We start from the raw sequence: 12,380 nt of genomic DNA on the forward strand, positions 1-12,380 counted from the left end.
TGTCAGTGCCGCCCCCTATCGTTTCCGGCATGACGAGCCTGCCGCGCCCCGCCACAGACCTCTCCGCCGACGAGGCCCGCCGCATCGTGCTCCGCGCCCAGGGGTTCCTGGGCGCGCCGGACCGCAGGTCCGGTGTGCGGGGCGTGCTGCGGCATCTCGGGGCGGTCCAGCTCGACACCATCTCGGTCCTCGCCCGCTCCCACGAGCTCGTTCCGTACGCCCGCCTCGGCGCCGTAGGCCGCGGCAGAATCGAGGCGGCGTACTGGGACGGGACATCGGGCACGGGCCCCGCCCGGCCGCACGCCTTCGAGTACTGGTCGCACGCGGCGTGCATCCTGCCCATCGAGGAGTGGCCGCACTTCGCCTTCCGCCGCCGCGCCTACCGCACCCGCCCGCACTGGCACCACGACCTGCCGGACGGTGCGTACGACACGGTCATCAAGCAGCTCACCACCGAAGGCCCGCTCACCGCCACGGAGTTGGGCGGCGCGAAGAACAAGGGCGAGTGGTGGGACTGGTCGGACGCGAAGGTCGCCGTCGAGCGGGCGCTGATGTACGGCGAGGTGGTCTGCACGGAGCGGCGCAGCTGGAAGCGGGTGTACGACCTCGCGGAGCGCGCGATCCCTGACACGCTGCTCCATGACGACCTGGACGACAGGGAGTGCCTGCGCCGTCTGGTGCGTCTGGCGGGAGAGGCTCTCGGCGTCGGCACGCGCGCGGACATCGCGGACTATCACCGCCTCAAGGGCGAGCAGTTCGACGCGGTGGTCGCGGACTCGGGCCTCGTCCCGGTGACGGTGGAGGGCTGGGACAAGCCCGCCTGGGCCGACCCCGCGGCCCTGGAGACGGCCCCGCGCGGCCGCCACCGCACGACGCTCCTGTCGCCCTTCGACTCCCTGATCTGGGAGCGGGCCCGCACGGAGCGGATCTTCGGCTTCACCCACCGCCTGGAGGCGTACGTCCCCAAGCCGAAGCGGATCCACGGCTATTTCGCGATGCCGGTCCTGGCCGGGGGCCGCCTCGTCGGCCGCGTGGACCCCGCCCGCGAGGGCAGCACGCTGGTCGCCAAGCAGGTGTCACTGGACAGCCCCAAGTCCGTGCCCGCGGTGGCCCAGGCGCTGCGTGAAGCGGCGACGTGGGTGAACTGCGACTCCGTACGGGTCGAGCGGGTGAACCGTCCCGAGCTGACCGCCGAGCTGGTCCGCGCCCTGGGCTGAGCCCGCGGCGGGGTCACCTGATCTCGAGGATCTTCTCCCGCATCGCGTACACGACCGCCTCCATCCTGGAGTGCAGCTGCAGCTTCTCCAGGATGTTGCGGACGTGGTTCTTCACGGTGTTCTCGGAGATGAACAATTCCTTCGCGATGTCGCGGTTGTTCATGCCCGTGGCCACCAGCTTCAGGACTTCGAGCTCGCGGTCGGTCAGCCGCGGCGCGGGCACCAGTCTGCGCTCGTCGGTGCGCTGGATCATCGACTTGAACTCGGTGAGCAGTTTCGACGCCATGGACGGGCTGATCTGCGACTGGCCGTCAGCCACCGCGCGAATCGCCGTGGCCACTTCGTCCGTGGAGATCTCCTTGAGGAGATAGCCCGTGGCACCCGCCTTGATCGCGTCGTAGAGGTCGGCCTCCTCGTCGCTGATCGTCAGCATGATGATCTTCGCGCTCGGCGCGACCTCCTTGATGGAGGTGCACGCCTCGATGCCGCCGCGCTTGGGCATGCGTACGTCCATCAGGACGATGTCCGGCAGCAGGTCCGCGGCCTTGTCCACCGCCTCGGCGCCGTCGCCCGCCTCCCCGACCACCTGGATGTCCTCCTCGGCGGCGAGGACGATCTCCAGGCCGCGGCGGAAGAGCGCGTGGTCATCCACCACAAGGACCCTGATGGGCTCCTTGCGCGGTGCGCCCGCGTCCGTGCCGATACCGATGCCGTCGTCGTCATCGGCATCCCGCATCGGTCCGAAGCTGTCCGCCATCGTTCCTCCCCCTGAAGGCCATGGCCCCTTGTGCGTCGGCTACCGCCAACCCGAGGCAGCAGCACACCGGTTGGCCGGCTCCGCCCATGATTTCATGCCCGGACGGTCGCGCGGTGCGCACAGGGGTCGCATGATGGTGCCCCTGGGGGCGCACACGCGCTCCAGGGGCACCGTCTCATCTCTCGACCGGCCTGAATCAGCCGCCGAGCGCACCGCCCCCGCCCGCGGACTCGGCCCGCGCGACCATGGGGTCGGTGTTGAGGCGGATGACGCCGTAGTCGTAGGCGTGCCGGCGGTAGACGACGCTCGGTTCCTTCGTCTCCGAGTCGACGAACAAGTAGAAGTCGTGCCCGACGAGTTCCATCTCGTAGAGCGCCTGGTCGAGCGACATCGGGGCCGCCACGTGGGTCTTCTCGCGGACCACGAGCGGGCCTTCGCCCTGGATCTCCAGTGAGCCGATCCTCTTGACGGGGATCCCGTCCGGCTCTTCCTCACGTGCGACGGTGCCGTCTCCGTTGAGAGTCGCCGCGTCCGGCACCCGCTCGGCAACCTCGGCGGCGGAGAGCCTGCCGTTGCCGCGCCGGTTGTGGCGCTTCTCGTGCTGCTTGCGCAGTCGTGCGTCGAGCTTGGCCGTGGCCAGGTCCAGCGCCGCGTACGGATCGGTTGCCGAGGCCTCCGCGCGGATCACGGGTCCGCGCCCGCGGAGTGTGATCTCCACGCGGTCGGAACGGTCGGCCTGACGCGGGTTGGCCTCCTTGGACACCTCGACGTCCAGGCTGATCACCTTGCCGTCGAGCTTCTGGATCTTCTCCAGGTTCAGCTTCTCGGCCACGTGCTTGCGGAACCGCTCGGGCACCTCGGTCTTGCGGCCCTTGACGACGATGTCCACGCAGAACTCCGTTCCCGGATCGCCCCGCTTCGGCGGCGGAGCATCTCCCTTTTGCACCAGGCCCCGGTGACTCCCGGAGCCTCGGACTCGGTGACTTCCACCTCCTCCTCCCCCGCGAACAAGATCTCCACCCCGACCGGCCCGGTTGTTTGCGAAAAACCCGGCGACCGGCATTCCGATATGCGAGGGACGGCGTCCGCCATTCCTCACAACCGAACATATCTCGCCCGGACGGATGTCGTCACCCTCTACCGCCGCATACCTCCATTCAGGTGTATTGACCCTCTCACTACCTGCAACGATGCAACTTCCCTGTCAGTTCCGGTTTATTCCGAAGGAATCCGGCGACGAGGCGACAACAGCTGCCGTGATCGTGTTCTCGCAGGTAATTTCACGGGCTGTTACCAACGCGCCTTGCTCTTTACTTTCCGTGTGTACGTCACGTATTGCGCGCGCGGCCTCCGCCAGAGACGCGCCCGTGGTCATCAGGTCGTCCACGATCACGACCCGCCCACCGGCCAACAGCCGCCCGCCACCCGCGGTCACCTCCAGGGCGCCCCGCAGATTCGCCTGCCGCTGACGGAAGTTGAGCCCCGCCTGGTCGGCCACGGCACGCCTCTGCCGCAGCACCCCGACCACCCGGGCCCGCGTCCCGCCCCGCCGCAGCTCACCCGCGGCGACCAGCGCGATCCGCCGTACGGGATCGTGCCCACGCGCGCGCACGGCCCCGCGAGCCGAGGGCACCGGCACGAGCAGTACCGGAGCGTCACCACCGGCCCCAGCGGCCCCCTCCCGCAGCCCCGCACGCACCGCCCCGGCGAGCCCCGCGCCGAGCGGCCCCGCGAGTCCCAGAGCACCCCGTTCCTTGTGCGCGAGCAGCACCGCCCGCACCGCGTCCCCGTAGGGCGCCGCCGCGTGCACCACCGGCAGCCCCTGCGGCCGGGGATCGGGACTCACCCGGCACGGCGCGGCCCCGCACAGGGCCTCGCGGCACCGTGCGCAGAGCGCCGCGCGAGGCCTGCCACAGCCCCCGCACTCGGCCGGCAGCACCAGATCGGTGAGGTCCTGCCACCACCCCGGCATGCCCACCACTGTGCCAAGCCGCGAGCGGCCCTGCCACCCCTGTGGACAACGGCCCTGTGGACAACAGCCTGTGGACAACTCCACCGCGCGGCCGACGCGTTGTTCCGGCCGCGTCACCCCGGATAGACCGGCGCCGTCCCTTCCTTGACCACCGTCTGCCACTGCGCACCCGTCGGCAGCCGCACTATCCCGTCGTCCGAGTGCGCCACCAGCGGCTGCCGCTCGTCCTCGGACGCGGCGATCTCCTTCACGCCGGTGAGACCGGGCAGCGTCGCACCCGCGGGCACCGAGCCGTCGCTCTGCACGTACCGCATCTGCTGCACGCCGCCGGACTCGCGCCCGACCACCACGAGGCGGCTGCCGCCCGCCCACGACATGGCGGTGACCTCCTCCATCTGCGGTGCGGCCCGGCGCAGTTCGTCCACGGAGATCTCCGGCCGCTCGCCCTTGGCGCCGGTCCGCTCGACACGGCCGATCTGCAGGGACGTCTTGCCGTCCTTCTTCACGAGGAGCGCGACCCGTACACCGTCCGCCGACACCCGCACCGCCTCGATCCGCCCGTCGAGGTTGGGGATCTTGACCGACAGCGGCTCACCCGCGCCCTGCTCCAGCCAGAGGAGCCGCGGCCGCTTCGGGTCCCGGTCGGCCACCCACAGGTCGCCACGGCCGTCCCAACTCGGCGTCGAGAGACCGTCCTTCTCCGACTTGGCCTTGCTGCGCACCTCCGGCTTGCCGAGCGCGCCCTCGGAGACCAGCGACCCCATGTACAGCGAGCGCCCGTCGAGCGAGACGCCGGCCGCCCGCTCCTCGTCCCGCGACACGGCGGCCGAACGCAGCGGCTGCCCGCCACTACCCAACTGCCCCTGGACGGGCTGCGGATCGGCCTTGCCACTAGAGCCGGCCCGCATCCGTACGAGGCGGCGCTTGTCGTCGATGAGGTACTGGAAGTCAGGGTGTTCCGCGGTGCGGCGCGAGGCGACGGACTCGGCCCGCTCCTTGCTCAGGACGCACAGCTGCGAGCCGTTGCGGCGCTGGAGCTCCACCTCCTCGACGCCGGACGACGTCAAGTCCTGGAGCGTGAAGAGCAGTTGCGCGGCCATCTCCGTGCACCGCTCCTGACCTATGGGGTCGGCCTTCGCGTTCAACGGCACCGTCAGCTTGCCCTGGTCGTCGGGCGCCAGCGTCTTCGTGCCCGCCTTGAGCCGCGTGTCCGTCGGGAAGCGCGTGCCCACGACCTGCTTGAGCCAGTTGGTCGGCCCGTCGAGCAGCGCCTTGACGGTCTCCGTCACGGGGTCTATTCGCTGACGTATGTAGACCGGGTCGGCGACGAGCCCTTCCTGGCCGCCACCGGGCACGCCGGACGAACGCGTCGCGAAGTAGTACTTGTTGACGGACCAGTAGATGCGCTGGAAGTCGGACTGTCCGAGCACGACGCCGGGCGGCACCCGGTCGATCCGCCACTCCTTGCCGTTCGGCCCGTCCTGCTGGGTGAGGTGCACGAACTGGTTGTACGCGCGGTTGTCCAGCTGGTAGGCGTGCTCCTTGTCCACGGTGGCGACCTTGCGGCCGGTCAGCGGGAACGAACGGCCGGTGTCACCGTCGTCCCCGACGCTGCCCGACCCCGGCCTCGGGCCGTTCTCGAGGACCGTGGTCTGCACATCGGGGTCCCAGCTCTTCGACGCTTCCTTGGTCAGGTACTTGCGCGCCATCGCGAATTGGGGGTCGTCGCTGGTCAGCGCCTCAAGGAAGCCCTGGACGATCTCGACGGGGCCCGCGTCCTCGCCGGGCGGCATCGCGTACACCCGGACCTGCGACTGCGAGTCCGGCCGCTGGGAGGCGTCGACCGCCTTCAGGTTCCCGCTGTCGGGCATCGAGGCGCACCCCGCGAGCAGTACCCCGCAGGAGCCGAACAGCACACCGGCCCGCAGCGGACGCCGACGGGCGCGGCGATCGTGGTCAGCGCCCACGAGAGGCCTCCCCTTCCCTTGCGGGATCCGTTTCCGTCTCGCTCGCGCGATCGGTGTCCGCCTCGGTCTCCGCCGTGGCACCACTCGTGGTGTCCGCCGCCGTTTCACCGGAGCCGGAGCTCTGCTCCGCGTCGTCCAGCGGCCGCCGCGGCACCACACGCGCCCCGCTGCCCGGCAACGCGGTGGGATCCGCCGTCGTGGCCGCCTGGGCGAGCCGCGGCGCGATCGGCGCCCTCGCAGGGACGGGCGGCGGCACCCGCTCCGACACGGAAGGCTGCGCCGGCACCGTGGCGAGCTTGTTCGCGCCGCCGAGCGGGAGGCCCGCGTCGTTCAGGCCGCGGTGACGCCGCGAATCGTCGGGCTCCAGCGGTATCGGCGAGCCCCGCAGCGCCTCGTCCGCCGTGCGCGGCAGCGTCAGACGGAACTGCGAACCGCCGCCCGGCTCGCCCCACGCCTGTAGCCAGCCGCCGTGCAGCCGCGCGTCTTCGAGTGCGATGGAGAGCCCGAGGCCCGTACCACCGGTGGTACGCGCGCGTGCCGGGTCGGCCCGCCAGAAGCGGCTGAACACCCTGGTCGCCTCGCCGGGCTTGAGCCCCACTCCGTAGTCCCGCACCGCGACCGCGACGGCGCCGCCCGCCACCGCGAGCCGCACCACGACGTCCTGCCCCTCGCCGTGCTCCACGGCATTGACCACGAGGTTTCGGAGGACGCGCTCCACGCGGCGTGCGTCGGCCTCGGCGACCACGGGCTGCTGGTCCCCGACGATCCGTATGTGCGTCCCCTTGCGCTCCGCCAGCGGCTCCGCGCCGCCCACGACCCGTCGTACGACCTCACGCAGGTCTATCGGCTCGGCCTCCAGGGCCGCCGCGCCCGCGTCGAACCGGCTGATCTCAAGCAGGTCGGCGAGCAGCGTCTCGAACCGGTCAAGCTGATCGGCGAGCAGCTCGGCCGACCGCGCGGTCACCGGATCGAAGTCCACGCGCGCGTCGTGGATGACATCGGCCGCCATCCGTACGGTCGTCAGCGGCGTACGCAGCTCGTGCGAGACGTCCGAGACGAAGCGCCGCTGCATCCGCGAGAGCTCCTCCAGCTGCTGGATCTTCAGCTGGAGGTTCTGCGCCATCTTGTTGAAGGCCTCGCCGAGCCGGGCGATGTCGTCCTCTCCGGTGACCTTCATACGTTCCTGAAGGCGCCCGGCGGACAGCCGCTCGGCGATGCCCGCGGCCATCCGTACGGGCGTGACGACCTGGCGCACCACCAGCCAGGCGATGGCGCCGAGGAGCACCACGACGAACAGGCCGGCGGTGGCGAGCGTCGTCCTGACGACGCCGAGTGACTCCTCCTCCTGCGTCAGCGGGAAGAGGTAGTACAGCTGGTAGGGATCGCCGTTCAGGTCGTTCAGACGCTTGCCGATGACCAGGCCCGGCTGGGGGTCACGGCCGTCGTTGAAGACGATCCTGGTGTTGCTCTGATAGGCCCTCGTGTCCCTGTCGACGCTGCTGCGCAGCGCCTCGGGCACGCTCTGGATCGGGTCCACGCCCCCGGAGGCACGCGGTCCGCGCTCGCTGTCGCCGCCTGCCGTGGACGTCGGGCTCAGCGTCACCACGTTGAACGCGCTCTGGCCGCCGCTGGAGAGCTGCTCGACCAGGTCGGACATCCATACGGCGGTGGGCGGCGTGGTCCCGCCGTCGGGCGTGCCGCTGTCCTGCCCGGAGCGCGGCGGAGCGGAGTTCGCCTCATCCTGAGCCGCCCTGAATCCACCGTCGGCCTGGCTCTGCGAGGCCTTCACCTTGGCCTTGAGCAGGCCGTTGTTCACGGAGCTCATGACGGCGAAGCCGAGCATGAGCACGACACCGAGCGACATCAGGAGGGTCGTGACGACGACCTTCAGCTGGATGTTGCGCCGCCACAGCCGCACGGCGGGCAGCAGCGGACGCCGCACCCAGCGCACGAAGAGCCTCAGGACGGGGCTGCCCTGCACCCCGTCCTGCAACAGCAGACCGCCGTCGAGGAGCCGCCCGAACGTCGAGGCGCGCCGTCCCCCAGTCCGCCCCGGGCGACCGCCCGGAGCCGGAGCCCCGGGCGGTGCGGGGGAACTGTCCCGGGACATGTCAGCTCGGTCCGGCCTTGTAACCGACACCACGGACGGTCACCACGATCTCCGGGCGCTCGGGGTCCCGCTCGACCTTCGAGCGCAGCCGCTGGACGTGCACGTTCACCAGACGGGTGTCGGCCGCGTGGCGGTAGCCCCAGACCTGCTCCAGGAGCACCTCACGCGTGAACACCTGCCACGGCTTGCGGGCCAGCGCGACCAGCAGGTCGAACTCCAGCGGGGTCAGCGCGATCGACTGCCCCTCCCGCTTCACGGAGTGCCCCGCCACGTCGATGACCAGGTCACCGATGGTGAGCTGCTCCGGCGCGGGCTCCTCGGACCTCCGCAGTCGCGCCCTGATGCGCGCCACGAGCTCCTTCGGCTTGAAGGGCTTCACGATGTAGTCGTCGGCGCCGGACTCAAGGCCGACCACGACGTCCACGGTGTCGCTCTTCGCCGTGAGCATGACGATCGGCACCCCGGACTCCGCCCTGATCAGGCGGCACACCTCGATGCCATCACGGCCCGGCAACATCAAATCCAGCAGTACAAGATCCGGCTTTGCCTCCCTGAAAGCGGCCAGCGCCTTGTCGCCATCAGCTACGAACGACGGCTCAAAACCTTCACCACGCAGCACAATCCCGAGCATCTCGGCCAGTGCGGTGTCGTCGTCGACGACAAGGACTCGTCCCTTCATGCCTGACATCATCCCATTAGCTAATCGTTACCTGGCGTGACCTGGCACACAGCTCGCCGAGGCCCCCTGCTGTCACGGGCGACACGACGCCTTCCTCGGTGACGATCGCCGTCACCAACTCCGGTGGTGTCACGTCGAACGCGGGGTTGTACGCCTGGGTCCCCAGAGGTGCCACCGCGATCCCGCCTCCCGCTTCAAGCCCGGCCATCGGCACATAGGGTGCCGTGACCTCCGTCACTTCATGACTCGCCCGCTGCTCCACCTCGATGGACGCTCCGTCCGGGGTGTCCGGGTCCACGGTCGTGACCGGCGCCACCACGATGAACGGCACGTGGTGATAGCGGGCAAGCACCGCGAGCGGATAGCTCCCCACCTTGTTGGCCACCGAACCGTCGGCCGCGATGCGGTCGGCACCGATCAGCACGGCATCCACCTCACCCGCCGCGAACAGCGACCCCGCCGCATTGTCCGTAAGCAAGGTGTACGCCATTCCGGCCCGCGCCGCCTCATACGCGGTCAGCCTCGAACCCTGCAGCAAGGGACGCGTCTCGTCCACCCACAGCCTGCGCAGGTGCCCCTTCCGGTGCGCGGCAAGGGCCACCGCGAACGCCGTGCCCTCACCGCCGGAGACCAGCGCCCCCGTGTTGCAGTGGGTGAGGATCCGGTGACCGCCACCGGGCAGCATCTCGTCGAGCAGCGCCAGACCGTGCACCGCCATCCTCGCGCTGGCCTCGGCGTCCTCGCGGTGCAGCGCCCTCGCGGCATCGAGGGCCGCGGCGCCCGCAAGCTCCTGATCGGCTCCGCCCGCGAGCGCCGAACGGTACGCCGTCAGAGCCCTGCGTACGCCGTGTTCGAGGTTCACCGCGGTGGGCCTGGCCCCCGCGAGCGCACCCGCGGCCTCCTGCACGTCGAAGCCGCGTACGGCGGCCAGCGCGACGCCGTAGGCACCCGCGATGCCGAGCAGCGGCGCCCCGCGCACCGCAAGCGTGCGGATCGCCTGCACCAGAGCGGGCGCGTCCGTGCACACCAGCTCGGTCTCCTCGCCGGGCAGCCTGGTCTGGTCGAGGAGGACCAGTACGGGGCCCTCCGGCGGCTCGGCCCAGCGGATCGCGGGGATCGCCGGGGTCTTCGCGTGCACGGGGCTCGCTGAACTCGTCGGGGTCTGGGTCGGCCGTGTGTCCTCGCCTGATTGCGCGTACTGATCAGCCATCCGCCCAGTCTGCCCCGTACCTGTCGGACAATTGAAGGTGTGCAGCCCATACGCTGCCCGGTCACCGCACGGGTGTGCCGTGGCACGATGGCTGGCAACCTGCCGCCGCGACCGCGGACGGGCACCGTGAAGGAGCGACGATGAACGACACTCCGGGCTGGGCTTCGCCCGGATCTGCCCCCTCCGACCCCTCCGACGACGGACAGGACTCCGGCAAGCACCAACCGGCCGAGCCCGCGGACCAGCCCGACGGTCCGGCCTCGAAGTGGTCCAAGGAACAGCCGCCGCCCGCCCAGTGGTCCGCCCCCAGCCCGCCGGCCGCCGGCCAGACCCCGCCTCCTCCTGCACCGCCGCCGCCCGGCGGCGGCTGGGGCGGCGGACGCCCCGGCGGCCCCGGCCCCGGTGGACCCGTCCCCGGCGGTCCCGGCGGCTACCCCGGCTGGGGCGCCTGGCAGGGCCCGCCGCCCGCCGCCAAGCCCGGCGTGATCCCGCTGCGGCCCCTCGGCGTCGGCGAGATCCTGGACGGCGCGGTCTCCACGATGCGTACGTACTGGCGCACGGTGCTCGGCATCTCCCTCGCCGTGGCCGTGTTCACGGAGATCGTCGTCATCCTGCTGCAGGGGTTCGTCCTCAACGACAGCGCCTCCACGGAGGCCCTGGACGACCCGAGCGCGACCGTCGGCGAACTGACCCGCGCCCTGGGCGACACCCTGCTGAGCTCCGGCGTGATCCTGCTGATCACCCTGCTCGGCACGATCATCGCCACCGCCCTGCTCACGATGGTCACCAGCCGCGCGGTGCTCGGTAAGTCGGTCACCACGGCCGAGGCCTGGCAGGACGCCAAGCCGCAGCTGCCGAGGCTGATCGGCCTGACGCTGCTGCTCCCGCTCATCGGCATGGCGGTTGTCGCCGCGGGTTCCCTGCCCGGCGTACTGATCGCGGTGGCGGGGTCGTCCGACGCGGGCGTCAGCCTCGCCGTCCTCGGCGGATTCGCCGCCCTGATCGTCGCGATCTGGCTCCTCGTCCGCTTCTCGCTCGCCTCGCCCGCCCTGATGCTGGAGAAGCAGGGCGTGAAGAAGTCGATGACCCGCTCGGCGAAGCTGGTCCGCGGCTCCTGGTGGCGCGTCTTCGGCATCCAGCTGCTCGCCGCGATCATCGCCAACGTAGTGGCGTCGATCATCGTCATCCCCTTCGCCCTCATCGCGGGCGCACTGAGCGGCGACGGTGTCACCGGCTTCCTCGACAGCGGCACCGGCGACCTCGGCTGGACCTTCCTGATCGTCAGCGGCGTCGGCTCGGTCATCGGCTCGATGCTCACGTTCCCGATCACCGCGGGCGTCACGGTCCTCCTCTACGTCGACCAGCGCATCCGCCGAGAGGCCCTCGACCTCGAACTGGCGCGCGCGGCAGGCCTCCAGGGCGACAACGGCTCCAACGCCCCCGGCACCTCCGGGAGCTGATGCGGTGACGGGGGCAGTGCTGCACGGACTGACGGCGGTCGTCCTCCGCGCGGGCGACGATGACCCGCCGGTGACGATCCCGCGCGCCCCCGCGCGGGAGGCGGCCGAACGCGAACTGTCCGACCCCGCCTACCAGGAGAACGCCCCCAGCCTCCTGCAACGCGCCCTGAACCGCTTCTGGGAGTGGGTCGACGGCCTGTTCACCGCCGCCTCGGGGGCGACCCCGGGCGGCGGCCTCGGCCTCTTTGTCATCATCATCGCCGTACTGGCCCTCATAGCGGCCCTGTGGTGGCGCCTCGGCACCCCGCACCGCGCCCCTGCCTCGTCCCCCGCCCTCTTCGACGACCGCCCGCGCACCGCGGCGGAACACCGCGCCGCCGCCGAAGCGCACGCCGCCCAGGGCCACTGGAACCAAGCGGTCCAGGAGCGCATGCGGGCGATGGTCCGCTCCCTGGAGGAACGCGCCCTCCTGGACCCCCGCCCCGGCCGCACAGCGGACGAAGCGGCAGCGGAGGCCTCACAAACCCTCCCGACCCACGCCACGGAACTCCGAGCGGCAGCCCAGTCGTTCGACGCCGTCACATACGGCGCGCGCACAGCCACAGAGCCGACATACAACCGCCTGACAACCCTGGACAAGGCCCTAACCCAAACACGCCCAACCCTGACCAACACCCCCCAGGGACCCCCCAATTGACGGCCCCCCAGAACCCCGATCCCCCCAACCCCACCTCGAAAAACGCCCCAGCCCCCGAGGCGGGACCCGGGACGGACGTCGCCAACACCACTGGCCCGGCCCCCAATGCCGAGCCCAGGAACACCACCGGGCCCGAAGCAGCCGCCACCCCCGAGACCGGGGACGGGGCCGGGCCCGGAACGGGCGCCGCCAACACCACTGACCCCGCCCCCGACGCCGAGCCCAGGAACACCACCGGGCCCGAAGCAGCCGCCACCCCCGAGACCGGGGACGGGGCCGGGCCCGGAACGGGCGCCGCCAACACCACTGAC

General features: G+C 71.2%; 10 protein-coding genes and 1 pseudogene. 4 read left to right on the forward strand and 7 right to left on the reverse strand.

All coding sequences use genetic code 11. The features are described from left to right. Window positions 1–29 precede the first annotated feature (29 nt). The gene (locus ACWGI2_RS15260; RefSeq protein ID WP_453395858.1) at window positions 30–1,217 is read left to right on the forward strand and encodes a winged helix-turn-helix domain-containing protein; all 1,188 of its coding nucleotides are present in this window, start codon (window positions 30–32) and stop codon (window positions 1,215–1,217) included. Window positions 1,218–1,230: 13 nt separating this feature from the next. Here ACWGI2_RS15260 and ACWGI2_RS15265 read toward each other — a convergent pair whose 3' ends face one another. From ACWGI2_RS15265 to mtnA, 7 genes are all read right to left on the reverse strand, one after another. Further along, window positions 1,231–1,974, reverse strand: coding sequence for a response regulator transcription factor (locus ACWGI2_RS15265; RefSeq protein WP_365816340.1), 744 nt, complete (start codon window positions 1,972–1,974; stop codon window positions 1,231–1,233). A 196-nt stretch (window positions 1,975–2,170) separates the two neighbouring features. Next, entirely contained in the window at window positions 2,171–2,863 is a 693-nt protein-coding gene (gene hpf / locus ACWGI2_RS15270) for a ribosome hibernation-promoting factor, HPF/YfiA family (protein ID WP_453395859.1), read from the reverse strand. Window positions 2,864–3,178: 315 nt separating this feature from the next. Then, entirely contained in the window at window positions 3,179–3,946 is a 768-nt protein-coding gene (locus ACWGI2_RS15275; protein WP_453695682.1) for a ComF family protein, read from the reverse strand. 113 nt (window positions 3,947–4,059) lie between these two features. Further along, window positions 4,060–5,913: an LpqB family beta-propeller domain-containing protein gene (locus tag ACWGI2_RS15280; RefSeq protein ID WP_453395861.1), complete on the reverse strand. Its 1,854-nt coding sequence runs from the start codon at window positions 5,911–5,913 to the stop codon at window positions 4,060–4,062. Beyond that, window positions 5,903–8,023: an MtrAB system histidine kinase MtrB gene (gene mtrB, locus ACWGI2_RS15285; RefSeq protein ID WP_453695684.1), complete on the reverse strand. Its 2,121-nt coding sequence runs from the start codon at window positions 8,021–8,023 to the stop codon at window positions 5,903–5,905. The genes ACWGI2_RS15280 and mtrB overlap by 11 nt, the downstream gene beginning before the upstream one ends. Window position 8,024: 1 nt before the next feature. After that, a complete protein-coding gene (mtrA, locus tag ACWGI2_RS15290) occupies window positions 8,025–8,714 on the reverse strand; it encodes a two-component system response regulator MtrA (protein WP_202121190.1) in 690 nt (229 codons plus the stop codon). A 4-nt stretch (window positions 8,715–8,718) separates the two neighbouring features. After that, complete coding sequence (mtnA, locus tag ACWGI2_RS15295; protein ID WP_453695685.1) at window positions 8,719–9,912, reverse strand: S-methyl-5-thioribose-1-phosphate isomerase; 1,194 nt, start codon at window positions 9,910–9,912, stop codon at window positions 8,719–8,721. A gap of 140 nt (window positions 9,913–10,052) precedes the next feature. Between mtnA and ACWGI2_RS15300 the strand changes: the two genes are divergently transcribed. The 3 genes and pseudogenes from ACWGI2_RS15300 to ACWGI2_RS15310 form a co-directional block, all read left to right on the forward strand. After that, window positions 10,053–11,372 (forward strand): glycerophosphoryl diester phosphodiesterase membrane domain-containing protein, encoded by a 1,320-nt coding sequence (locus ACWGI2_RS15300; RefSeq protein WP_453695687.1) that lies wholly within the window; start codon window positions 10,053–10,055, stop codon window positions 11,370–11,372. 4 nt (window positions 11,373–11,376) lie between these two features. Continuing rightward, entirely contained in the window at window positions 11,377–12,069 is a 693-nt protein-coding gene (locus ACWGI2_RS15305; RefSeq protein ID WP_453395864.1) for a DUF4129 domain-containing protein, read from the forward strand. Next, window positions 12,066–12,380: pseudogene (locus ACWGI2_RS15310) on the forward strand (hypothetical protein); the annotation flags it as partial. The gene ACWGI2_RS15305 and the pseudogene ACWGI2_RS15310, both read left to right, overlap by 4 nt.

It is taken from the genome of Streptomyces sp. NPDC054866, assembly GCF_053610745.1.